The following is a 22,785-nucleotide window of genomic DNA, read 5'->3' as shown; positions in this document are numbered from 1 at the left end:
GGCGGGATCCTCGGCTCTTCAGGTGCGGGCGGTGAGTGCGGCGAGGGCGTCTACGGCCAGGTGGCGGGCCAGGCGGACCTTGAACGCGTTGTCGCGCAGCGGGCGGGCCTGGGCCAGTTCGGCGTCGGCGGCGCGGAGGAAGGTCGCTTCGGTGGCGGGTGCGCCGTGCAGGATCTCCTCGGCGGCGCGGGCCCGCCAGGGGCGGTGGGCGAGCCCGCCGAACGCGAGCGCCGCGTGCTCGACGTGCCCGTCGCGTACGCGCAGGACGGCGGCGACGGAGACCAGCGCGAAGGCGTAGGACGCGCGGTCGCGGACCTTGCGGTAGAGGCAGACCGTTCCGTCGGCCCGGGGTGGCAGCAGTACTTCGGTGACGAGTTCGCCGGGCCGGACGACCGTGTCGGCGTCGGGGTTGTCACCGGGCAGCCGGTGGAAGTCGGTGACCGCGACGGTCCGTTCGCCCTCCGGCCCGTGCAGCACGACGTCCGCGTCGAGCGCGGCGAGGGCCACGGCCATGTCGGAGGGGTGGGTGGCGACGCACTCCTCGGAGTGCCCGATGACGGCGAGGTCGCGGTGGCTGCCGTCGCGGGCCGGGCAGCCGGTGCCGGGTTCGCGCTTGTTGCAGGGCTTGGAGGTGTCCTGGAAGTAGAGGCAGCGGGTGCGCTGGAGGAGGTTGCCGCCGGTGGTCGCGATGTTGCGGAGCTGCCCGGACGCGCCGGCCAGCAGCGCCTGGGACAGGACCGGGTAGCGGGTCCGTACGGCAGGGTGGGCGGCGAGGTCGCTGTTGCGCACCGTCGCGCCGATGCGCAGGCCGCCCTCGGCGGTGTCCGTGACCTGGTCCAGCGGCAGCCGGCTGACGTCGACCAGCATCCCGGGGGTCTCCACGCCGAGCTTCATCAGGTCGACCAGATTGGTGCCGCCGCCGAGGAACTTGGCGCCCGGGTGGGCGGCGCAGGCGCGCACCGCGTCGGCGACGGTCTCGGCGCGCAGATAGGCGAAGGGCTTCACGACGCCACGTCCTCGATGGCCTCGACGATCCGCGGGTAGGCGCCGCACCGGCAGAGGTTGCCGCTCATCCGCTCCCGGATCTCCTCGGGGCCGAGCCGGGCGGGCGTGGCGACGGGGGCGTCGTGCGGGGTGACGTGCGAGGGGTGGCCGTGGTCGGCCTCGGCGAGGACGCCGGCGGCGGAGCACAGCTGGCCCGGGGTGCAGTAGCCGCACTGGAAGGCGTCACGTTCCAGGAACGCCTCCTGGAGGGGGTGCAGCCGGTCGCCGTCCGCGAGGCCCTCGACCGTGGTGATGCGCGAACCGTCCTGGGCGACGGCGAGCAGGAGGCAGCTGTTGGCGCGGCGGCCGTCCACGAGAACGGTGCAGGCGCCGCACTGGCCGTGGTCGCAGCCCTTCTTCGCCCCGGTGAGGTCCAGGTGGTGGCGCAGGGCGTCCAGGAGGGTGGTGCGGTGGTCGAGGGTGACGGTGCGCCCGGTGCCGTTGACGTACAGGGTCAGGGTGGCGGAGGGCAGGTCGCCGGGCGCCTGCGATGCGGCGTCGCCGCCCTCCCACGAACTGGACGGATCCACGCGCGACACCTTTCAGAGAAGTCACATTTGTCCGAGTTCTACCAGATATCGGCGGCACATCGGCGCCCTCGTGACCCCGCGCGGGGCGTTCGGCCTACTTGTTCTCCAGCCGGAGCCGCACTTCCTCCTCCTGATCCCCGGACACCGTGCCCACCACCCGCACGGCGAAGGCGTCGGCCAGCCCGCCCCTGAGCCGGTCCACGGCGTGATAGCCGCCCTGCACGTCGAGCGTGACGGGGGCGCCGAGGGTCACGGACCCCGAGACCACCCGGGCCTCGGAGACGTCGACGGTCGCGGCCCACGCCGTGGGCCGGCTGCCCGCGGCCTCATGGGGCACGTCGGCCGAGGAGCGGTCGGTGGTGAAGGCGGCCCTCAGCACGTCGAAGACGGTGCGGGCGTCCTCCTCGGGGCACTCGCTGAGGACGACCGACACCTCCTGGCCGTAGTGGTCCTCCGTGACCTGTCGCTTGTCCTGTGCGCTGTTCACCGCGACTCCTTCCGAAGGGGCATTGCCGTACTTTCCAGGCTGACCCCGCACACGTGCGACGGCGACAGGAGCGGCCCGGACTCCCCCGCGTGCCCTGCACGGCCTGGGCTCACACCGCCCGAAACATTTTCGATGGCCATATCCACTTAAAACATGAATTCGATCGCCACACCGAGTGACGCCTGTGTCCTGGGGTATCCGGCAAGCATGGACGTTTCGGATGGAGCCCTGAATTCCCTGGCGGTCACTCTCGCGGACGGACGCGGCGCGACGGGCGTCGTGATGGGTGTGATCGGCGTGCTCCTGGTGATCATGCTGATCGGTGCCTTCCTGCTGGGCAAGCGACGGCACGACCAGGAACTGCCCCCGCCCCGGCCGGACGAGCAGCCGGTCGGCCCCGAGCACCGCAGCCACGAGGAGAAGCCGGACGTCCACGGGGACGACCGCTTCCCCGACGACGGCCGGGGCCTTTCGCCGTACGAGCTCGGTGGGCACGGCAACGAGCCGATCCGCCACGAGGACGACGACAAGCGCGACTGACCTCGCCCTTCGGAAGGGGTGCGGGAGCGGGCGTCGCGTTTGCGGGAGCGGCCGCCCCCGGCCAGGCTGGGTGACGGCCCCGAAGCCCGTCGGCACATCTGCCGCACCCCCGATGAAGGCAGTGGCACCATGACCCCAAGCACCTCCGGTACGGCGCCCGCGCGTGCGGCCCTGACCGGGTCCGCCGCTCCCTGCTGGGTCAATCTCATGACCCGCGATCTGGAGTCCGCCCAGAAGTTCTACGGCCCGGTGATGGGCTGGAGCTTCCGCCCGGGCCGGCTCGGTGACGACTTCTCGGTGGCCCGCCGCGGCGATGTGCCGGTCGCCGGCATCGGGGCCGTGGCCACCGCCTTCCGGGTCGCGGTGGCCTGGACGCCCTACTTCGCCGTCCGGGACGCCGATGTGGCCGCCTCCCGCATCCGGGAGCGCAGCGGCACGGTGGCGGTGGGGCCGCTGTCGCTCGGCAAGGGGCGCGGTGCGCTGGCGGCCGACCGGGACGGGGCCGGGTTCGGCATCTGGGAGCGGACCGAGCCGGCGACCTCCCCGGACGGCCACGCGCACGCCTGGCTGCGGCTGCGCACCCGGAGCGCCTTCGACGCCGCGATCTTCTACGGCGAAGTGCTGGACTGGGCGAGCGGGAAGCCGGGGGCCTGCGAGGTGTCGTACGCGAAGGACGAGGTGATCGTCCAGTGCGGGGGCCGCCAGCTGGCCCGGATCAGCTCCGGCGCGGTCGAGGCCGCCCCCGATCCGCTGGTCCGCCCGCACTGGCAGGTCAACTTCCCGGTGGACGACGTGACCCTCGCCGTGGAGCGGGCCCGCGAGCACGGGGGCTCCCTGGTGGAGGAGCTGGCGCACCCCGAGGGCCGGGAGGCGACGCTCCTGGACCCGGACGGCGGGCTCTTCACCGTCACGGACGTCCACCGCGCCTCGGACGCCGGGGCGGCCTGACGAGCCTGGCTCAGGCGACCGGCAGCAGCAGTTCGGGCCGGTCCCACATGACCGCCGGGGGCGCGGCCCGTACGGTGCCCGTGCGTCGCGCGCCCATGGTCAGGTAGAAACCCTCCGCCGGGGGGTGCGAGACGACGCGGACGCCGGACAGCCGCCGCGCCTGTGCCTCCGCCCGCAGATGGCCGATCAGCAGCCGCCCGGTGCCGGTGCCCTGGGCGTCGTCCGCGACGAAGAGCAGGTCCAGTTCGGGCGGGTCCAGGACGAGCGCGTAGAAGCCGAGCACCCGCTCCGTCGCCTCCTGCACGGCCGCGAAGACCTCATGGGCCTCGATGTAGTCGGGGCCCACCCGGTACCCGGCGACCATCGACGCGTAAGGGCCCTCGTAGGCGCGCGACGACCGGACCAGCCGGGTGAGCCGCTTGGCGTCACGCGCGGTGGCCCGCCTGACGCGAACCGGGCCGCCGGATGCCCGGCGGCCCGTCGGCGTGACGCTTGATCTCATGGGGCGAGTATTACGCATCCCCTCCGGGGAGCGGCCCCGGCCTCGTCAGGAGGCGGCGCGCCCGGTGTGCCACTCCGCCACCAGGGCGTCCACGTCGAACGGGCGCAGGTTCAGCAGCGGGCCCGGCGGCGGCCTGCGGACGGCCTCGCGGATCTTGTCGTTCACCTCGTTCAGCACCCGGCGCACCTCGGCCTCGGTCCGGATCCCCGGCAGCGCGGCGACGGCGTCCTCGGCCTCCTTGCGCAGCGCCAGGGCGGGCGGCAGCACGGACACCCCTTCGCGCTGCATCTTCGACTTGATCCACCACGCCTCGTCGTACGGGGCGCTCAGCGCCTCGATCGGCTTCCCGAACCCGGACAGCTTGGAGACGTCGCCCTTCCGTTCGGACTCCCGGATCTGCTGGTCCACCCATGATTCGAAGCTGACACCCGCGGGTTTGCGCTCGGTCACCGTGATCCCCTCTCGGAGTACGCCTGCTGCGGCGTCTCCCACCCTATCGAGGGCGCCTCCGGGGCCCGTCGGGAGCGGATGTCGAAACCGGCGCGTCTCGAACGCGTTCGCGGGGGTACACGAGCGTCACGCCCGGCCGGAAGGCACGCCGGGCAACGAACCCGAAGGGGTGGTGGGAGTGGAACACAGCGACCCGCAGACCGACTACCGCCGGGGGTGGTGACGATGACGACCCTCGTGATCATCCTCGCGGTCGTCGTGGTGGTGGCCGCCGGAGCGTTCCTCGTCTTCGGCCGGAAGAACGGCGGCCACGGCCTGCGGCGGCGTTTCGGACCGGAGTACGAGCGTGTCGTGGCCCGGCACGACGGCGACACCAAGGCCGCCGAACTCGAACTGAACGAACGGCTGAAGCGGCACGGCTCGCTGGACGAGCGTGCGCTGACGCCCGAGGAGCGGGAGCGCTACCTCGCCCGCTGGGCGCAGGTCCAGGACCGCTTCGTCGACTCGCCGCAGCAGGCGGTCGCCGAGGCCGACACGCTCCTCGCGGAGCTGGCCCGGGACATGGGCTTCCCCGACGGCAAGGACTTCGACGAGCAGAGCGACGCGCTCTCCGTCCACCACGCCAAGCACGTCCACGGCTACCGGCGCGTGCACGCCGCCAAGCGCGGCGAGGGCGACACGGAGCAGCTGCGCACGGCACTGGTCGAGGCCCGGGGCCTCTTCGACGTGCTGGTGTCCAACGGCTCGGACCGCCCGGTCCCCCGCGACAAGCACGCTCACACGGACAAGCACCATCACACGGAAGGAAGTGGCACGGCATGACCAAGGACACCGACCCCACCCCGCGGCCCACGGCCGCGCCCACGAGCCGTCCGGCCACCGAGGACGGGTCCGCCCGCGGCGGCTCCCCGTACCTCTCCGACGACACCTCGGCCCGCCCGCCCCGGACGGCGCCCTCCACTCCCCCGGCCGCCGCCCCGGTCCCCCTCGCCGAGAAGGACCTCGGGCACAAGGACACGCACAAGGACACCGGCGCCACGGACCTCGGGCACAAGGACACCGGCTCCACGGACCTCGGGCACAAGGACACGCACAAGGACACCGGCGTTGCGGAACGGCCGCACACCGCCGACCGTACGGAACGCCCGCACACCCCGGACCGCGACGCCCGGGCGCACACCGCGCACGACGGCGCGGAGCGTCTCCTCCCGGCCGGCGACCAGGACAAGCTGGCCCACCGGCTGCACCAGGCCGTGACCGACTTCGTGGAGAGCCCGGCCCGGGCGGTGGAGGAGGCCGAGTCCACGTTCGACGCGGTGGTCGCCGGCCTCACGAGCGCGCTCAAGGAGCGCCGCAGCACCCTGCACGTCGGCGAGGGCGACGGCGGCGACCCCGGGGCACGGACCGAGGAGCTGCGGATCACGCTCCAGCACTACCGCGACCTCACGGAACGCCTCCTGAAGGTCTGACACCCTCGCGGAGACGAAGACTGCCCCGGCACTCGGCGTGCCGGGGCAGCGTGCTGTGCGGGGAGGGCGGCGGGCTACTGGCCGGTGTAGACGACGAGTTCGCTGCGCAGCCGTCGGAGCGTGGGGCCGGGCACGCGCAGGCAGTCGCGTACGTAGCCGTCCAGTCCGCCCCAGCGCTCGTCCATGGCGGCCAGGGCCGTTTCGAGGTAGCGAGGGCGGACCTCGATGATCGCCGACGCGATCTCCGGGTCGCCGCCGGCGTCGAGGAAGCCCTGTACGTACGGCCGTCCGACGACCCGCAGCACCGGGTTCACCGCGAGGAACTCCTGCCGCACGACGTCCCGCGAGGCGCCGAGGATCAGGAGCAGCAGGGCGGCCCCCCAGCCGGCGCGGTCCTTGCCGGTGGCGCAGTGGAAGAGCACCGGCCGCGCGGCGGGGTCGGCGGCCGTGTCGATGAAGGCGCGGTACGCGGCCGCCGCCCCCGGCGAGAGCACCAGCTGCCGGTACGACCGCGCGACCGCTTCCTCCGCCTTGCCGTCGCCCAGCAGCCGTTCGGCCTCGACGGGCTCGGCGAGCAGCGCGCGGAACCGGGCGGGGGTCACGCCCGGGTTGTCGCCCAGCACGTCGGCGACGAAGAGCCGGGCGCCGGGCGGCAGGGAGTCGGGGGCCGAGCCCCGCTCGTCGGCGGTCCGCAGGTCGACGACCGTACGGATGCCGAGCGCGGCCACGGCCGCGGCGTCCACCGGATCGAGGCCGCCGAGCCGGCCGGCGCGCAGCACCACACCCGGCCGGACCTGCCGGCCCGGGCCCAGCGCGATGCCGCCGAGATCGCGCAGATTGAGGGCGGAGACGGTCGGAACGGCCCTGACGGTTTGCACGATGGATTTCCTCTTTTCCCGGCGCGCATCCGAATGATTTCGGCCTGGCCGGATCAAAAATCGCATGATGTCGTCACATCGACAAAGTAAAACGCCGGGGATCGCCGAGCGGCAGGGCGTCGCCGTCTCGCGGGCAGCCGGAAGCGGGGTTACGGGGCAGGCGCCCCGTAACCCTTCACTCACCCGGCCAGCAGTCGTGCCTTCTGGGCCTCGAATTCGGCCTCGGTCAGGATCCCCTGCTGTTTCAGCGCGGCCAGCCGTTCCAGTTGCCCGACCACATCGTCGCCCTGCGCCGCCGGCGGTGCGGCGGGCTGCGGGGCGGGGGGCATCGGCTGCTGGGCCGCGTACTGGTCCGCCTCCTGCTGGGCGAACCTGTTCTGCTGGTGCTGCTGGACCCGTCCGGTGACGGCGGACGCGGTACCGGCGATGACGGCCGTGCGCGCGGCGGCCCCGATGAGGCCGGGTCCGCGGCGGTTCATTCCGGGTCCTCGGAAGATCGGCATGGTGGGTTCCCCTTCCGGTGCGGGCGTCAGCTCTCGTGGCCGGCGGCGGAGGCGGCGGCCTCCGCGACCTCGGCGGGAATCCGTTCGTGGGCGATGACCTGTCCGCCCGAGGCCCGGACGGCCTCGGCCAGCGGGACCGCCCAGAGGTCCTCCCACACGATGAGCGCGGCGGAGCTGCCCGGCGGCACGCGCTCGCCGAGCAGCCGGATGTCCTCACTGTTCAGCATGCCGCTGACCTCGCCCTCGACCGGCTCGAAGGAGACCAGGTCATCGGGGTCGAGATCGTCCAGCTCGACGGCCTGGATCGAGCCGTCCTCGGCCCTCTGCACGAAGGTCAGGTCCAGGATGCGCACCGCCTTGGAGGCGACCGCGTCGGCCAGCGCCGGGGCGATGGCGCCGGTGAACCGGCTGCCGGGAAACGCGACGACGAGGTATTCCACAGGTCCCACGGTCACGGGCGCGTCCTCTCCGCATGAATGGATTGTCAGCAGCATAACTTCGGGTATTTCACCCCGCACCGCGACGAACACACACATACCTATCTCTATGGCGACGCGACCGTGCGTAAAGGATCAAGTGCGCTGGGGGAGGGCAAGGTCACAGGCCGGCGCACTGCTCTTCCCCCGGGGGCTGCCCTAGCATCTGGCCCATGACGGTCCAACCTGCTGACGGGCTTTCACTGGCCGCCGGATTCCCTGACCCCGCCCATGAGCAGTGGCAGAGCCTTGTCGAAGGTGTGCTGCGCAAATCGGGTAAGGACGTGTCGGGATCCGCAGCCGAGGAAGCGCTGTCCACCACGGTGGAGGACGGGCTCATCACCCGGCCCCTCTACACCTCGCGCGACGACGCGCCCGATGCCGGTCTCCCGGGCTTCGCCCCGTTCACCCGCGGCAGCAAGCCCGAGGGGGGTACGGCCGACAGCTGGGGCGTACGGCAGCGGCACGCGTTCACCGATCCCGCCCGGCTCAACGAGGCGGTGCTCGCGGATCTGGAGAACGGCGTCACCTCGCTGTGGCTGGCCGTCGGAGGCAACGACGGCGTACCGGTCGCCGGTCTGGACCGGGCACTCGACGGCGTCCTGCTCGACCTGGCGCCGATCGTCCTGGACCCGGGCGCCGAACTGGACGCCGCAGCGGCCGAGTTGCTGCGGCTGCACGGCGAGCGCGGTGTCCCGACCGAGCAGGTACGGGGCAGCCTCGGCGCCGATCCGCTGGGGCGGGCCGCACGCGAGGGCACCGAGCCCGACCTGACGGAGGCCGTCCGCTGGGCGCGCCGGTGCGCCGAGGAGTACCCCGGGCTGCGCGCGGTCGTCGTGGACGCGATGCCGTACCACGAGGCGGGCGGTTCGGCGGCCCAGGAGCTGGGCGCCTCGCTGGCGACGGGCGTCGCCTATCTGCGGGCGCTGACCGACGCCGGGCTCGGCCTCGAAGCGGCGTGCGGGCAGCTGGAGTTCCGCTACGCGGCGACCGCCGACCAGTTCCTGACGATCGCCAAGCTGCGGGCTGCGCGCCGGCTGTGGGCCCGGGTCGCCGAGGTCTGCGGGGCTCCCGGCGCCGGGGCGCAGCGCCAGCACGCGGTGACCTCGCCGGTCATGATGACCCGGCGCGATCCGTGGGTGAACATGCTGCGCACCACACTGGCGAGCCTCGGCGCGGGTGTCGGCGGAGCCGACGCGGTGACCGTGCTGCCGTTCGATCACGCGCTGGGGCTGCCCGACGCGTTCGCCCGGCGCATCGCGCGCAACACCTCCACGATCCTCCTTGAGGAGTCGCACCTGGCCCGGGTCATCGACCCGGCGGGCGGTTCCTGGTACGTGGAGCGGCTCACCGACGAACTCGCCGAAGCGGCCTGGGCGTTCTTCCAGGAGATCGAGCGGGCGGGCGGCCAGGCCGCCGCGCTGGGCTCGGGTCTTGTCGGGGAGCGGATCGCTGCGACCTGGGCGGCGCGCAGCAAGGACCTGGCGCGGCGCAAGGAGCCGGTGACCGGGGTGAGCGAGTTCCCGCTGCTGGCCGAACGGCCGGTGGAGCGCGAGCCGTTCCCGGCGGCCCCGGCCCGGGGCGGCCTTCCGGTCGTCCGGCGCGCCGAGGCGTTCGAGGCGCTGCGGACCCGCTCGGACGCCCGTCTCGCGGCGACCGGGAGCAGGCCGCGCGTGTTCATCGCCGCGCTCGGCCCGGCGGCGGTGCACACCGCACGGGTCTCCTTCGCCGCGAACCTGTTCCAGGCGGGCGGCATCGAGCCGGTGCACGAGCCGGTGCGGGTGGACGCGTCGACGGCGGCCGAGGCGTTCGCCGCCTCGGGGGCGGACGTGGCGTGCCTGTGCTCCAGCGACGCGCTCTACGCCGAACAGGCGGCGGAGGTCGCCGCGGCGCTGGTCTCGGCGGGCGCACGGCGCGTGTATCTGGCGGGGCGGCCCGGCGCGTACGACGGTGTGGACGAGTACGTCTTCGCCGGCTGCGACGCCGTGGCCGTGCTCTCTTCCCTTCTCGACCGGATGGGTGTGGCGTAATGCGTATCCCCGACTTCTCCGACATCGGGCTCGGGCCGGACGGCTCCCCCGAGGTCACCGAGGACCAGTGGCGTGCCGCGGTCAAGGAGTCCTCCGGCAGTTCGGCGGGCGATCTGCTGTGGGAGACCCCCGAAGGCATCGCGGTCAAGCCGCTGTACACCGGGCACGACCTGGAGGGCCTGGACTTCCTGGGTACGTACCCGGGCATCGCGCCGTATCTGCGTGGCCCGTACCCGACGATGTACGTCAACCAGCCGTGGACGATCAGGCAGTACGCGGGTTTCTCGACGGCCGAGGAGTCCAACGCCTTCTACCGGCGGAATCTGGCGGCCGGGCAGAAGGGTCTGTCGGTCGCCTTCGACCTGCCGACGCACCGCGGTTACGACAGCGACCACCCCCGCGTGACGGGCGATGTCGGCATGGCCGGTGTGGCGATCGACTCGATCTACGACATGCGTCAGCTCTTCGACGGCATCCCGCTGGACCGGATGTCGGTGTCGATGACGATGAACGGCGCGGTGCTGCCGGTCCTCGCGCTGTACATCGTGGCCGCCGAGGAACAGGGCGTTCCGCCCGAGAAGCTGGCCGGGACCATTCAGAACGACATTCTGAAGGAGTTCATGGTCCGCAACACCTACATCTATCCGCCGAAGCCGTCGATGCGGATCATCTCCGACATCTTCTCGTACACCTCGCAGAAGATGCCGCGCTACAACTCGATCTCCATCTCCGGCTACCACATCCAGGAGGCCGGGGCGACGGCCGATCTGGAGCTGGCGTACACCCTGGCCGACGGGGTGGAGTACCTGCGCGCCGGGCAGAGCGCGGGGCTCGACGTCGACGCGTTCGCGCCCCGGCTGTCCTTCTTCTGGGCGATCGGCATGAACTTCTTCATGGAGATCGCGAAGCTGCGCGCCGCCCGCCTGCTGTGGGCCAAGCTCGTGCAGCAGTTCGAGCCGAAGAACGCCAAGTCGCTGTCGCTGCGGACGCACTCGCAGACGTCGGGCTGGTCGCTGACCGCGCAGGACGTGTTCAACAACGTCACGCGCACCTGTGTGGAGGCGATGGCCGCGACGCAGGGCCACACCCAGTCGCTGCACACCAACGCGCTCGATGAGGCACTGGCCCTGCCCACGGACTTCTCCGCGCGCATCGCCCGCAACACCCAGCTGCTGCTCCAGCAGGAGTCCGGCACCGGGCGCGTCATCGACCCGTGGGGCGGCAGCGCGTACGTGGAGAAGCTGACGTACGACCTGGCGCGGCGGGCCTGGCAGCACATCGAGGAGGTCGAGGCGGCCGGCGGCATGGCGAAGGCCATCGACGCGGGCATCCCGAAGCTCCGCATCGAGGAGGCCGCCGCCCGCACCCAGGCCCGCATCGACTCCGGCCGTCAGCCCGTCATCGGCGTGAACAAGTACCGGGTCGAGACCGACGAGCAGATCGACGTGCTCAAGGTCGACAACACCTCGGTACGCGCCCAGCAGATCGAGAAGCTGCGCCGGCTGCGCGAGGAACGCGACGAACAGGCCTGCCAGGACGCCCTGCGCGCGCTGACCGCCGCCGCCGAGCGCGACCCGGGCCCCGGTCTTGAGGGCAATCTGCTGGCCCTGGCCGTGGACGCGGCGCGCGCGATGGCGACCGTGGGCGAGATCTCGGACGCCCTGGAGAAGGTCTATGGCCGGCACGCGGGCCAGATCCGTACGATCTCCGGTGTGTACCGCAACGAGGCAGGCCAGTCACCGTCCGTGGACCGCACCCGCGCGCTGGTCGACGCGTTCGAGGAGGCGGAGGGGCGGCGTCCGCGCATCCTCGTCGCCAAGATGGGCCAGGACGGGCACGACCGGGGCCAGAAGGTGATCGCGACCGCCTTCGCCGACCTGGGCTTCGACGTGGACGTCGGCCCGCTCTTCCAGACGCCGGGCGAGGTCGCCCGGCAGGCGGTCGAGGCGGACGTGCACATCGTGGGCGTCTCGTCGCTGGCCGCCGGCCACCTCACGCTCGTCCCGGCGCTCCGCGAGGAGCTGGCCGCCGAGGGGCGCGAGGACATCATGATCGTGGTGGGCGGGGTGATTCCGCCCCAGGACGTGGACGCGCTCCTGGAGGCGGGCGCCGCCGCCGTGTTCCCGCCCGGGACGGTGATCCCGGAAGCGGCCCACGACCTGGTGACGCGGCTCGGCGCCGCGCTCGGCCACGAGCTGTGAGCCGCTGAGCGATGGCCCCGAGGATCGATCTCGACAGTTACGTGAAGGGCGTGCTCGACGGGAAGCGCGCGCACATCGCGCGCGCCATCACCCTCGTCGAGTCCACCCGGCCCGACCACCGGGCACTCGCCCAGGAGCTGCTGCGCCGGCTGCTGCCGCACTCGGGCCAGGCCCGGCGCGTCGGCATCAGCGGGGTGCCCGGGGTCGGCAAGTCGACGTTCATCGACGCGCTCGGCACCATGCTCACCGGGCTCGGACACCGGGTCGCCGTGCTGGCGGTCGACCCGTCGTCCAGCCGGACCGGCGGTTCCATCCTGGGCGACAAGACCCGGATGGAGCGGCTGGCGGTGGACCCGAACGCCTTCGTGCGCCCCTCCCCCACCGCCGGCACGCTGGGCGGCGTGGCGAAGGCGACCCGCGAGTCCGTCGTGGTGATGGAGGCGGCGGGCTACGACGTGGTGCTGGTGGAGACCGTCGGGGTCGGCCAGTCGGAGACCGCGGTCGCCAATATGGTCGACACGTTCCTGCTGCTGACCCTGGCACGCACCGGTGACCAGTTGCAGGGCATCAAGAAGGGCGTCCTGGAGCTCGCGGACGCCATCGCCGTCAACAAGGCGGACGGCCCGCACGAACGCGACGCGCGGGCCGCCGCCCGTGAACTGGCGGGCGCGTTGCGGCTGATGCACCCGGCGGACGCGGCGTGGACACCACCAGTCCTCACCTGCAGCGCCCGCGAGTCGACGGGGCTCGACACGCTGTGGGAGCGGCTGGAACAGCACCGGGCGCTGCTGGAGTCGACCGGCCGGCTCGCCGCCAAGCGCAGCGAGCAGCAGGTGGACTGGGCCTGGACGATGGTGCGCGACGAACTCCTGGAGAGCCTGCGCGCCCACTCCGGGGTGCGGGCGGTGGCCCCGGACCTGGAGCGCCGGGTGCGGGAGGGGACGCTCCCGGCGACGCTGGCCGCCGAGGAGATCCTCAACGCGTTCCGGGGCCCCGGCCCGGTGGTCTGAGCGGCCGCCGCCCGCCGCGTCCGGTCACATCCGGGTGTGGAGGGCGGCGGTGTGCTTCCGGACCTCCTCCGGGGTCAGGTAGCTGTCGGTGTATTCAAAATTGCGCAGGGTCGCCGCTTTGCGCATCTGGAAGCCGGTGCGGACGAAGTCGTCACCGGCGGCGGCGTTGATCAGCCAGTTCGCCATGACGCGGGCCTTGGCCACATTGGTGCGCAGCGCCGACCAGTGGTAGCCGCGGGCCACGGCCTGGGCGGCGATGCCGTGCATCTCGATGCCGAGGGGCTTCGACACGGCGTCCGTGCCGCCGAGGTCCACGACGAGCCCGAGGTCCTTGTGCACGTAGGGCTGGAGCGGCTCGTTGCGCAGCTTCGCGAGGAGGTTGTCGGCGAGTTTGCGGCCCTGACGCTGCGCGTGCTGGGCGGTGGGCGGGCAGATCGCGCCGTCGCCCTTGGCCAGGTCGGGCACGGCGGCCACGTCGCCGAGCGCGAAGATGCCGTCGTGGCCGGGCAGCACCATCTCGGGCGTGACGGCGAGCCGGCCCTTCACGGTCTCCGCGTCGAAGGTGCCGACCAGCGGGCTGGCGGCGACCCCGGCGGTCCAGATCAGCGTCCGGCAGGGCAGCACCCGGCCGTCGGTGAACGTCACGGTGTCGGGGCCGGCCTCGGCGACGGACACGCCGAGCGACACCTCGATGCCCCGGTCGCGCAGCACCTTGAGGGCGCTGGCGCCCAGCTTGTCGCCCAGCTCGGGCATGAGCTTCGGGGCGATGTCGATCAGGTGCCACTTGATGAGCTTCGGGTCGAGGCGGGGGTAGTGCCGCAGCGCGCTGGTGGTGAGCCGCTGGAGGCAGGCCGCGGTCTCGGTGCCGGCGTATCCGCCGCCGACGACGACGAACTGGAGCCGGGAGGCGCGCTCCTCCTCGTCGTCGCTGGCGTCCGCGAGGTCGAGCTGCGCGATGACGTGGTCGCGTACGTACGCCGCCTCGGCCAGCGTCTTCATGCCGCGGGCGTGGTCGAGGAGCCCGGGGATGTCGAAGGTCCGGGTGACGCTGCCGGGGCTGAGGACGAGGTGGTCGTACCGCTCGTTGACGATCTCGTCGGTGATCTTGCGGATCACGCACACCTTCGCCTCGGGGTCCACCCCGATGGCCCCGCCGGGAATGATCCGGGTGCGGTGACGGCTGCTGCGGCGCAGCGAGAGCGCTACGGACTGCGGGGTCAGCACGCCGGACGCCACCTGGGGCAGCAGGGGCAGGTAGAGCTGGTACGAGAACGGGGCGACGAGCGAGACGTCCGCTTCTCCGGGCCGCAGCCCCCGCTCCAGACGGCGTACGCACTCGACCCCGGCGAAACCGGCTCCGACTACGAGAATCCTGGGTCGTGCCACAGTGATCGTCCCTTCTGGGGGTCTGCACGGTCGTCCGTTCGCCTGCCCCGTCACACGCGCCCGTCACCTCTCATCTTCACGACCGGGAGGCGAGTGCGCCTGCTGGGACGGCAGAACGGACGACCGCGCCGGCTCACCTGGCCAGGTAGGTGACCACGCCGCAGGCGCCGCCCGCCGCGCCCGCGCAGAGCACGGCGGCGGCGACACAGCGGGCGCGCAGCCTGCGGTAGCGCTCGGTGTACTCGCCGCGCAGTTGCAGGGCGCGGGCGGAGATCCGCGCCAGCACCACCCGGGATTCGGCGGTCCGCTCGGCGGTGTAGACCCGCTCCACGTCCTCGCGCTGGGCAGTGGTGAGCCAGGGCAGCTGGTCGGTGAAACGGCGGGCGAGCCTGCGGGCCTGCTCGACCTCGGCGTTCCACAGCAGGTAGCCCTCCATCCGGGCCAGTCCCCGGGCGCTCTCGGCGTCCGGGTCGGCCGGCGCCCGCCTCTTCTCGCCGCTCACTCTTGCTTGTCCCCCGGAGCCACCGTCACGGAGGTGTGGGGCCGGGTGGAGGCCTCCTCCAGTTCCCGCACGGCGGGGTGGTGGAGGTCGAACGCCGGGGATTCGGAGCGGATACGGGGCAGCGTGACGAAGTTGTGCCGCGGTGGCGGGCAGGAGGTCGCCCACTCCAGCGAACGGCCGAAGCCCCACGGGTCGTCCACCTCGACCTGCTTGCCGTACTTGGCGGTCTTCCAGACGTTGTAGATGAAGGGCAGCATCGACAGGCCCAGCAGGAAGGAGGCGATGGTCGAGATGGTGTTCAGCGCGGTGAAGCCGTCCGCGGCGAGGTAGTCCGCGTAACGCCGCGGCATGCCCTCCGCGCCCAGCCAGTGCTGCACCAGGAACGTGCCGTGGAAGCCCACGAACAGCGTCCAGAAGGTGATCTTGCCCAGCCGCTCGTCCAGCAGCTTCCCGGTGAACTTCGGCCACCAGAAGTGGAACCCGGCGAACATCGCGAAGACGACCGTGCCGAAGACGACGTAGTGGAAGTGCGCCACCACGAAGTACGAGTCCGAGACGTGGAAGTCGAGCGGCGGCGAGGCCAGGATCACCCCGGTCAGACCGCCGAAGAGGAAGGTGACGAGGAAGCCGACGGACCAGAGCATCGGGGTCTCGAAGGAGAGGGAGCCCCGCCACATCGTGCCGATCCAGTTGAAGAACTTCACCCCGGTGGGCACCGCGATGAGGAACGTCATGAACGAGAAGAACGGCAGCAGCACCCCGCCGGTGACGTACATGTGGTGCGCCCACACCGTGATCGAGAGGCCAGCGATGGCGGTCGTCGCGGCCACCAGGCCGATGTAGCCGAAGATCGGCTTGCGGCTGAAGACCGGGATGATCTCGGAGACGATGCCGAAGAACGGCAGCGCGATGATGTACACCTCCGGATGGCCGAAGAACCAGAAGAGGTGCTGCCAGAGCAAGGCGCCGCCGTTGGCCGCGTCGAAGACATGGGCACCGAACTTGCGGTCCGCCTCCAGCGCCAGGAGCGCCCCGGCGAGCACCGGGAACGCCAGCAGCACCAGCACGGCGGTCAGCAGGACGTTCCAGACGAAGATCGGCATGCGGAACATCGTCATGCCGGGGGCGCGCATGCAGATGATCGTGGTGACGAAGTTGACCGAGCCGAGGATCGTGCCGAATCCGGAGAAGGCCAGGCCCATGATCCACAGGTCGCCGCCGATCCCGGGCGAGCGGACGATGTCGGTCAGCGGCGAGTAGGCGAACCAGCCGAAGTCGGCGGCGCCGTTCGGGGTGAGGAAGCCGGCCACCGCGATGAGCGAGCCGAAGAGGTACAGCCAGTACGCGAACATGTTCAGCCGCGGGAACGCCACGTCGGGCGCGCCGATCTGCAGCGGCATGATCCAGTTCGTGAAGCCGGCGAACAGCGGCGTCGCGAACATCAGCAGCATGATCGTGCCGTGCATCGTGAACGCCTGGTTGTACTGCTCGTTCGACATGATCTGCATGCCCGGCCGGGCCAGTTCGGCGCGCATGAAGAGCGCGAGCAGGCCCCCGCCGAGGAAGAACGCGAACGAGGTGACCAGGTAGAGCGTGCCGATCGTCTTGTGGTCGGTGGTGGTCGCCCACTTGATGACGACGTTGCCGGGCTCCCTGCTGCGCACCGGCAGCTCGTTGGAGTACGACTCCTCGTCCTCGGCCGTCCCTGGTGTGCCCGTCGTCGTCACGGGGCCGCTCCTTCGCTTGTGCATCCGTGTTACCGGATGCAGCAAACCAGCGAAGCGGGCCCGTCGCGCGGCCCGGCACCCGCCCGGCCGCGACATTCACCCGTCAGGGGGGTTACGGAACGCCGAAGCCCCGGCGCGGCGGAGGCCGGCCGGGGCTTCGGGTGACCTTCGGGTCAGGCGAGGCTCGCGATCGCCTGGTTGAACGTCGCGGACGGACGCATGACGGCCGCGGCCTTGGCCGGGTCGGGCTGGTAGTAGCCGCCGATGTCGGCCGGCTTGCCCTGGACCGCGATCAGCTCGTCCACGATCGTCTGCTCCTGCTCGGCCAGCGTCTTGGCGAGCGGGGCGAACGCGGCGGCGAGCTCGGCGTCGGCGGTCTGCTGCGCCAGCTCCTGGGCCCAGTACAGGGACAGGTAGAAGTGGCTGCCGCGGTTGTCGATGCCACCGAGGCGGCGGGAGGGCGACTTGTCCTCGTTGAGGAACGTGGCCGTGGCCCGGTCCAGCGTGTCGGCGAGGACCTGGGCGCGGGCGTTGCCCGTGGTCTGCGCGAGGTGCTCGAAGCTGACGGCGAGGGCCAGGAACTCGCCCAGGCTGTCCCAGCGCAGGTAGTCCTCCTTGACGAGCTGCTGCACGTGCTTGGGCGCGGAGCCGCCGGCGCCCGTCTCGAAGAGGCCGCCGCCGTTCATCAGCGGGACGACGGAGAGCATCTTCGCGCTGGTGCCGAGCTCCAGGATCGGGAAGAGGTCCGTGAGGTAGTCGCGGAGCACATTGCCGGTGACGGAGATGGTGTCCTCGCCGCGGCGGATGCGCTCCAGGGAGAAGGCGGTGGCCTCCTGCGGGGTCATGATCTCGATCTGGAGGCCCTCGGTGTCGTGCTCGGCGAGGTAGGTCCTGACCTTCTCGATGAGCTTCGCGTCGTGCGCGCGGTCCGCGTCGAGCCAGAAGACGGCCGGGCTGCCGGTCGCGCGGGCGCGGGTCACGGCGAGCTTGACCCAGTCCTGGATCGGCAGGTCCTTGGTCTGGCACATCCGGAAGATGTCGCCGGCGCCGACGGTCTGCTCCAGCACGGCGTTGCCGGCGGCGTCCACGACACGGACGGTGCCGGTGGCGGGGATCTCGAAGGTCTTGTCGTGGCTGCCGTACTCCTCGGCCTTCTGCGCCATGAGGCCGACGTTGGGCACGGAGCCCATCGTGGCCGGGTCGAAGGCGCCGTTGGCGCGGCAGTCGTCGATGACGACCTGGTAGACACCGGCGTAGCTGCTGTCCGGGAGGACGGCGATGGTGTCGGCCTCGTTGCCGTCCGGGCCCCACATGTGCCCGGAGGTGCGGATCATGGCCGGCATGGAGGCGTCGACGATGACGTCGCTGGGGACGTGCAGGTTGGTGATGCCCTTGTCGGAGTCGACCATGGCGAGGGCCGGGCCCTCGGCCAGCTCGGCCTCGAAGGACTCCTTGATCTTCGCACCCTCGGGCAGGGCCTCCAGGCCCTTGAGGATGCCGCCCAGGCCGTCGTTCGGGGTCAGGCCGGCCGCGGCGAGCACGTCACCGTACTCGGCGAAGGTGTTCGGGAAGAACGCGCGCACCACGTGGCCGAAGATGATCGGGTCGGAGACCTTCATCATCGTGGCCTTGAGGTGCACGGAGAACAGGACGCCCTCGGCCTTGGCGCGGGCGATCTGGGCGGTGATGAACTCGCGCAGGGCGGCGACGCGCATGACGGAGGCGTCGACGACCTCGCCCGCGAGGACGGGTACGGACTCGCGCAGGACGGTCGTGGTGCCGTCGTCACCGGCGAGCTCGATGCGCAGGTTGCCGGCCTCGGTGATGACCGCGGACTTCTCGGTGGACCGGAAGTCGTCGACGCCCATGGTGGCGACGTCGGTCTTGGAGTCGGAGGTCCAGGCGCCCATGCGGTGCGGGTGCGTCTTGGCGTAGTTCTTGACCGAGGCGGGGGCGCGGCGGTCCGAGTTGCCCTCGCGCAGGACCGGGTTGACGGCGCTGCCCTTGACCTTGTCGTAACGGGCGCGGACGTCCTTGTCCTCGTCGGTCCGCGGGTCGTCCGGGTAGTCCGGGAGGGCGTAGCCCTGGGCCTGGAGCTCGGCGATCGCGGCCTTCAGCTGCGGGATCGAGGCCGAGATGTTCGGAAGCTTGATGATGTTGGCCCCGGGCGTGGTGGCCAGCTCGCCGAGCTCGGCGAGAGCGTCGTCGATGCGCTGGTCCTCGCGGAGGCGCTCGGGGAAGCCTGCGATGATCCGGCCCGCCAGGGAGATGTCCCGGCTCTCGACGGTGACACCGGCCTTGGAGGCGTACGCCTCGATCACGGGCAGGAACGAATACGTCGCCAGGGCCGGGGCCTCGTCGGTGTGTGTATAGATGATGGTCGAGTCAGTCACCCTGTGCTCCGCTCCACGTCTGCAACATTGCTTGACATCAAGATATCTCGTGAGCGGCGCGGTCTCGACAGGGCCCTGCCCCACACCGGCCGGATCCCGCTACGGACGGCCTTCGGGCGGGATCTCCTCGCCGGGCGGCACGGGTCCGGGCGGGGTGCCGTCGCCGAAGGGGCGGCCGCCGAGCTGTTCGCGGTGGTGCGGGGTCAGCCAGCCGGAGAGGTCGGGGCCCAGGGGCACGATGCCGGTGGGGTTGATGCCGGTGTGCACCCGGTAGTAGTGCTGCTTGATGTGGTGGAAGTCGACCGTGTCCCCGAATCCGGGGGTCTGGTAGAGGTCCCTGGCGTACGCCCACAGCACCGGGTCCTCGGCGAGTTTCCGGCGGTTGCACTTGAAGTGGCCGTGGTAGACGGGGTCGAAGCGGACCAGGGTGGTGAAGAACCGGATGTCGGCCTCGGTGATCGTGTCGCCGACGAGGTAGCGGCGGTCCGTGAGCCGATCCGACATCTGCTCAAGGCGGCGGAACAGTGCCTCGTACGCCTCCTCGTAGGTGTCCTGGCCGTCCGCGAACCCGGCGCGGTACACCCCGTTGTTGACGTCCCGGTAGATGCCCTCCATCACCGCGTCGATCTCCGCGCGCAGCGGCTCGGGGTAGAGGTCGGGCGCGCCGGGACGGTGCAGGGCGGTCCACTCGGTGGCGAGGTCGAGGGTGATCTGCTGGTAGTCGTTGGTGACCAGCTTGCCGCTGGGGACGTCCACGATCGCCGGGACGCTGACGCCGCCCGGGTAGTCGCGCTCGCGGGCGTCGTACGCCTCGCTGAGGTAGCGGATGCCGAGCACCGGGTCCCGGCCGTCCGGGTCGAGCGTGAAGCGCCAGCTGCGGTCGTCCTGGAGCGGGTCGGTGACGGCGAGCGAGAGCGCGTCCTCCAGGCCGAGCAGCCGGCGGGAGACCAGGGCGCGGCTGGCCCAGGGGCAGGCCCGGCTGGCGACGAGACGGTAGCGGCCCGCTTCGACGGGCCAGCCGTCGCGGCCGTCGGCGGTGATGCGGTCCGCGAAATGGCTGCGGGAGCGTTTGAAGGGCTTGTGCCCGTACGAGCTGTTGCCGTCGGTGCCGGCGGAGTCGTTCATCGCGTTCTCCTCAGGATGCGGCTGCGGGAGGCGGGGAGTGCCGTGTACGGCGTCTGCCCCGTCGGCCGCCGCCCACGTCGGCGACCGCGACGAGCAGGGCGCCGACGACGAAGGCGACGGAGACGATGAGCCCGTGGTCGTACGCGTCGGACCAGCCGTCCCCGCCGACCTGGGCGAAGAACACCGCTCCGACGGCGGCGATCCCGATGGCGGAGCCGACGCGCTGCCCGGTCTGGAGGGTGCCGCCGGCGCTGCCCGCGGTGGCCACCGGCACCTCGGAGAGGGTCAGGGTCTGGTTGGGGGCGATGACCAGGCCGCTGCCGAGCCCCGCGAAGAGCAGCGGGGCCGCCATCGCCCAGCCCGCGCCCCGGCCGGGCACCAGGTGGACGGCGAGCGCGGTGGCCCCGAGCCCGATGGCCACGGCGGCCAGGCCGACGACGACGAGGGGGCGGCCGAAGCGTCCGACGAGCCGGCCGCCGGGGCTTGCGGCGACGGCGGAGCCCAGGGCGAAGGGCGTGATCGCCAGACCGGCCTGGAGGGCGGTGTAGTGCAGACCGCTCTGGAGGTAGAGCGTGGTGATGAAGAAGATCGAGGTGAATCCGGCGAAGTACAGCAGGATGAGCAGACAGCCCAGCCAGTACGAGCGCACCTTGAAGAGCCGGAGGTCCACGACCGGCTGGGTGCCGCGCCGGCCGCACCGGGACTCCCAGCCGACGAACGCGCCGAGCAGCGCCACGGCCAGGATCAGCAGCAGCCACTTCTCGTCGCCGGGCCACTGCCGGGACTGGACGAAGGGCAGCAGCAGGGCCAGGACCCCGCTGCCGAGCAGCAGCACCCCGAGCGGGTCGAGGTCGCGCAGCCGGACCGGGCCGGCGGACGGGGTGTCGGGCAGCAGGCGGCGGGCCAGCAGGAGGCAGACGAGCCCGAGCGGCAGGTTGACGTAGAACACCCAGCGCCAGCCCTCCTCCGCTCCGGCCGCCTGGATCAGCAGGCCGCCGAGCAGCGGGCCGACGGCGGTGGAGATGCCGACCACCGTGCCGAACATGCCGAAGGCGCGACCGCGCTCCCGGCCCTGGAACATCTGCTGGATGAGGGCGGAGATCTGCGGCGAGACCATGCCGCCGGCCAGCCCCTGGACCAGTCGGGCGATCACCAGCCACATGCTCGACTGCGCGGCGCCGCAGGCCGCGGAGGACAGCGTGAAGAGCGTGAGCCCCGCCATGAACACGGCGCGCCGGCCGCGGGCGTCGCCGAGCCGCCCGGCCGGGATGAGGAACAGGCCGAAGGCCAGGGCGTAACCGGACAGGACCCATTGCAGATCGGACTCCGGGGTGTGCAGCCCCTCCTTGATGGACGGGAGCGCGACGTTGACGATCGAGACGTCCAGGAGGGTCATGAAGCCGGCGACCAGGCAGACCGCGAGCGCCTGCCACCGTCGCGGATCGGGCGTGTCGTGCCCGTCGGAACCCCGGTCCCCCGCGCTGTCTGCCATGGTTCGCACCCTAGGACGCGCGGGGTGATTCCTCATCCCGGCTGGTCCACCCGGCCGTGCCGCGTACACGTGCCCGCGGGCCGGTTAGGGTACGGCGCATGCAGTCCTACACGATCGGGCAGGCGGCCCGGCTCCTCGGCGTCAGCCCCGACACCGCCCGCCGGTGGGCCGACGCGGGACGGGTCGCGACCCACCGCGACGAGGGCGGCCGCCGCCTCATCGACGGCCGCGACCTGGCGGCGTTCTCCGTGGAGGTGGCGCAGAACGGCACGGGCGACGAGGAGGTCTCGTACACCTCCGCGCGCAACGCGTTCGCGGGCATCGTGACCGCCGTGAAGCTGGGCGATGTGGCCGCGCAGGTCGAGATCCAGGCGGGACCGCACCGGCTGGTGTCCCTGCTGACCAGGGAGGCCGTGGAGGAGCTGGGCCTGGAGGTCGGGGTGCAGGCCACCGCCCGGGTGAAGTCGACCAGCGTGCACATCGACCGCGCCTGACCGGTCAGTCCAGGCCCTTCCGGGCGGCGGCCAGGATCTTCACGACGGTGTGGAAGAAGCGGGTCGTCGCGTCACGGCCCAGGACGCCTTCCTGGAAGCCCTTGGCGGCCGGTGCCTTGCCGTTGATCAGGTGCCAGACGACGAAGGCGTCGTGGTCGGTGTGGCCGATGATCTCCATGTCCTTCTTCGGGGAGAGCATCGGCAGGTCCAGGTCCGACGGGACGCGCTCGGTCGTGAACACGACGCAGAGGCGGATGTCGTCGGTGACGGTGACGTCCTTGAAGGGGTCGAGCGCGATCAGCTCCTCCAGCTCGGGGACCGTGCGCAGGCAGACCGCCACGTCGTAGCCGAGGGCTCCGGCGAGGTGGTCGCCGATACGGGCGGCGAGCGCGGCCCGGTCGGTCTCCTCGGACTCGAAGAAGACGTTGCCGCTCTGGATGTAGCTGCGCACGGAGGCGAGCCCCAGCTCCGTGAAGAGTCCGCGCAGCCGCTCCATCTTCACGGAGCGGCCCGGCACGTTCAGCCCTCGGAGCAGCGCGATGTACAGCAATTACGGTCACCTGTTCCTGCGGGAGGGGGCGCGGGGCGCGGCGGACGC

Annotated in this window: 23 protein-coding genes; 8 read left to right on the top strand and 15 right to left on the bottom strand. The window is 71.8% G+C overall.

Annotation, left to right across the window (positions count from 1 at the left end; genetic code table 11):
- Positions 1–18: 18 nt before the first annotated feature.
- The 3 genes from ACFZAT_RS24165 to ACFZAT_RS24155 all read right to left on the bottom strand — a co-directional run bounded on the left by ACFZAT_RS24165 (position 19) and on the right by ACFZAT_RS24155 (position 2,061).
- Positions 19–1,005: an FAD binding domain-containing protein gene (locus tag ACFZAT_RS24165; protein ID WP_391266939.1), complete on the bottom strand. Its 987-nt coding sequence runs from the start codon at positions 1,003–1,005 to the stop codon at positions 19–21.
- Positions 1,002–1,517 (bottom strand): 2Fe-2S iron-sulfur cluster-binding protein, encoded by a 516-nt coding sequence (locus ACFZAT_RS24160; protein WP_391267254.1) that lies wholly within the window; start codon positions 1,515–1,517, stop codon positions 1,002–1,004. The genes ACFZAT_RS24165 and ACFZAT_RS24160 overlap by 4 nt, the downstream gene beginning before the upstream one ends.
- A gap of 151 nt (positions 1,518–1,668) precedes the next feature.
- On the bottom strand, positions 1,669–2,061 hold the full coding sequence (locus ACFZAT_RS24155) for a hypothetical protein (protein WP_391266936.1): 393 nt from the start codon (positions 2,059–2,061) through the stop codon (positions 1,669–1,671).
- A 207-nt stretch (positions 2,062–2,268) separates the two neighbouring features.
- Between ACFZAT_RS24155 and ACFZAT_RS24150 the strand changes: the two genes are divergently transcribed.
- Positions 2,269–2,601, top strand: a complete 333-nt coding sequence (locus ACFZAT_RS24150) for a DUF6479 family protein (RefSeq protein WP_391266934.1) — start codon at positions 2,269–2,271, stop codon at positions 2,599–2,601.
- A gap of 129 nt (positions 2,602–2,730) precedes the next feature.
- The gene (locus ACFZAT_RS24145) at positions 2,731–3,549 is read left to right on the top strand and encodes a VOC family protein (RefSeq protein ID WP_391266932.1); all 819 of its coding nucleotides are present in this window, start codon (positions 2,731–2,733) and stop codon (positions 3,547–3,549) included.
- A gap of 10 nt (positions 3,550–3,559) precedes the next feature.
- Here the strand turns inward: ACFZAT_RS24145 and ACFZAT_RS24140 are convergent, their stop codons facing one another.
- Positions 3,560–4,051, bottom strand: coding sequence for a GNAT family N-acetyltransferase (locus ACFZAT_RS24140; RefSeq protein ID WP_391266930.1), 492 nt, complete (start codon positions 4,049–4,051; stop codon positions 3,560–3,562).
- A gap of 45 nt (positions 4,052–4,096) precedes the next feature.
- Entirely contained in the window at positions 4,097–4,501 is a 405-nt protein-coding gene (locus ACFZAT_RS24135; RefSeq protein WP_391266927.1) for a DnaJ family domain-containing protein, read from the bottom strand.
- Between the two features lie 216 nt (positions 4,502–4,717).
- Here ACFZAT_RS24135 and ACFZAT_RS24130 point away from each other — a divergent pair, with 216 nt between their 5' ends.
- Both ACFZAT_RS24130 and ACFZAT_RS24125 read left to right on the top strand, forming a co-directional pair.
- On the top strand, positions 4,718–5,323 hold the full coding sequence (locus ACFZAT_RS24130; RefSeq protein WP_391266925.1) for a hypothetical protein: 606 nt from the start codon (positions 4,718–4,720) through the stop codon (positions 5,321–5,323).
- Positions 5,320–5,970, top strand: coding sequence for a hypothetical protein (locus ACFZAT_RS24125; protein ID WP_391266923.1), 651 nt, complete (start codon positions 5,320–5,322; stop codon positions 5,968–5,970). The genes ACFZAT_RS24130 and ACFZAT_RS24125 overlap by 4 nt, the downstream gene beginning before the upstream one ends.
- Before the next feature lie 74 nt (positions 5,971–6,044).
- Here the strand turns inward: ACFZAT_RS24125 and ACFZAT_RS24120 are convergent, their stop codons facing one another.
- The 3 genes from ACFZAT_RS24120 to ACFZAT_RS24110 all read right to left on the bottom strand — a co-directional run bounded on the left by ACFZAT_RS24120 (position 6,045) and on the right by ACFZAT_RS24110 (position 7,806).
- Positions 6,045–6,848: a tyrosine-protein phosphatase gene (locus ACFZAT_RS24120; protein ID WP_391266920.1), complete on the bottom strand. Its 804-nt coding sequence runs from the start codon at positions 6,846–6,848 to the stop codon at positions 6,045–6,047.
- Positions 6,849–7,027: 179 nt separating this feature from the next.
- A complete protein-coding gene (locus ACFZAT_RS24115; protein WP_391266918.1) occupies positions 7,028–7,327 on the bottom strand; it encodes an SHOCT domain-containing protein in 300 nt (99 codons plus the stop codon).
- Positions 7,328–7,377: 50 nt separating this feature from the next.
- A complete protein-coding gene (locus ACFZAT_RS24110) occupies positions 7,378–7,806 on the bottom strand; it encodes a DUF6325 family protein (protein ID WP_391266915.1) in 429 nt (142 codons plus the stop codon).
- A 194-nt stretch (positions 7,807–8,000) separates the two neighbouring features.
- Here ACFZAT_RS24110 and mutA point away from each other — a divergent pair, with 194 nt between their 5' ends.
- From mutA to meaB, 3 genes are read left to right on the top strand one after another with little or no spacing between them, the layout of a single operon-like run.
- A complete protein-coding gene (mutA, locus tag ACFZAT_RS24105) occupies positions 8,001–9,857 on the top strand; it encodes a methylmalonyl-CoA mutase small subunit (protein WP_391266912.1) in 1,857 nt (618 codons plus the stop codon).
- Positions 9,857–12,058, top strand: coding sequence for a methylmalonyl-CoA mutase (gene scpA / locus ACFZAT_RS24100; RefSeq protein ID WP_391266909.1), 2,202 nt, complete (start codon positions 9,857–9,859; stop codon positions 12,056–12,058). The genes mutA and scpA overlap by 1 nt, the downstream gene beginning before the upstream one ends.
- A gap of 11 nt (positions 12,059–12,069) precedes the next feature.
- Entirely contained in the window at positions 12,070–13,068 is a 999-nt protein-coding gene (meaB, locus tag ACFZAT_RS24095) for a methylmalonyl Co-A mutase-associated GTPase MeaB (protein ID WP_391266905.1), read from the top strand.
- Between the two features lie 24 nt (positions 13,069–13,092).
- Here meaB and ACFZAT_RS24090 read toward each other — a convergent pair whose 3' ends face one another.
- From ACFZAT_RS24090 to ACFZAT_RS24065, 6 genes are all read right to left on the bottom strand, one after another.
- On the bottom strand, positions 13,093–14,454 hold the full coding sequence (locus ACFZAT_RS24090; RefSeq protein ID WP_391266903.1) for an FAD-dependent oxidoreductase: 1,362 nt from the start codon (positions 14,452–14,454) through the stop codon (positions 13,093–13,095).
- A 133-nt stretch (positions 14,455–14,587) separates the two neighbouring features.
- Positions 14,588–14,956: a hypothetical protein gene (locus tag ACFZAT_RS24085; RefSeq protein WP_391266901.1), complete on the bottom strand. Its 369-nt coding sequence runs from the start codon at positions 14,954–14,956 to the stop codon at positions 14,588–14,590.
- On the bottom strand, positions 14,953–16,707 hold the full coding sequence (gene ctaD / locus ACFZAT_RS24080) for a cytochrome c oxidase subunit I (RefSeq protein WP_391266900.1): 1,755 nt from the start codon (positions 16,705–16,707) through the stop codon (positions 14,953–14,955). Before ctaD ends, ACFZAT_RS24085 begins: the two co-directional genes overlap by 4 nt.
- A gap of 149 nt (positions 16,708–16,856) precedes the next feature.
- The gene (locus tag ACFZAT_RS24075; RefSeq protein ID WP_391266897.1) at positions 16,857–19,076 is read right to left on the bottom strand and encodes an NADP-dependent isocitrate dehydrogenase; all 2,220 of its coding nucleotides are present in this window, start codon (positions 19,074–19,076) and stop codon (positions 16,857–16,859) included.
- 99 nt (positions 19,077–19,175) lie between these two features.
- Positions 19,176–20,201, bottom strand: coding sequence for a glutathione S-transferase C-terminal domain-containing protein (locus tag ACFZAT_RS24070; RefSeq protein ID WP_391266895.1), 1,026 nt, complete (start codon positions 20,199–20,201; stop codon positions 19,176–19,178).
- Positions 20,202–20,211: 10 nt separating this feature from the next.
- Positions 20,212–21,693, bottom strand: coding sequence for a DHA2 family efflux MFS transporter permease subunit (locus tag ACFZAT_RS24065; protein WP_391266892.1), 1,482 nt, complete (start codon positions 21,691–21,693; stop codon positions 20,212–20,214).
- Positions 21,694–21,791: 98 nt separating this feature from the next.
- Here ACFZAT_RS24065 and ACFZAT_RS24060 point away from each other — a divergent pair, with 98 nt between their 5' ends.
- Positions 21,792–22,187, top strand: coding sequence for a TOBE domain-containing protein (locus tag ACFZAT_RS24060; RefSeq protein WP_391266890.1), 396 nt, complete (start codon positions 21,792–21,794; stop codon positions 22,185–22,187).
- Positions 22,188–22,191: 4 nt separating this feature from the next.
- On the opposite strand, the gene ACFZAT_RS24055 is transcribed toward ACFZAT_RS24060, so the two are convergent.
- Entirely contained in the window at positions 22,192–22,737 is a 546-nt protein-coding gene (locus ACFZAT_RS24055; protein WP_391266888.1) for a DUF1697 domain-containing protein, read from the bottom strand.
- Positions 22,738–22,785 lie beyond the last annotated feature (48 nt).

The organism is Streptomyces sp. NPDC008163, from assembly GCF_042956885.1.
GTDB classification, from domain to species: domain Bacteria; phylum Actinomycetota; class Actinomycetes; order Streptomycetales; family Streptomycetaceae; genus Streptomyces; species Streptomyces drozdowiczii_A.
Note: the sequence above shows the minus strand (reverse complement) of the source record. Positions and strands in the feature narration are given on the sequence as shown.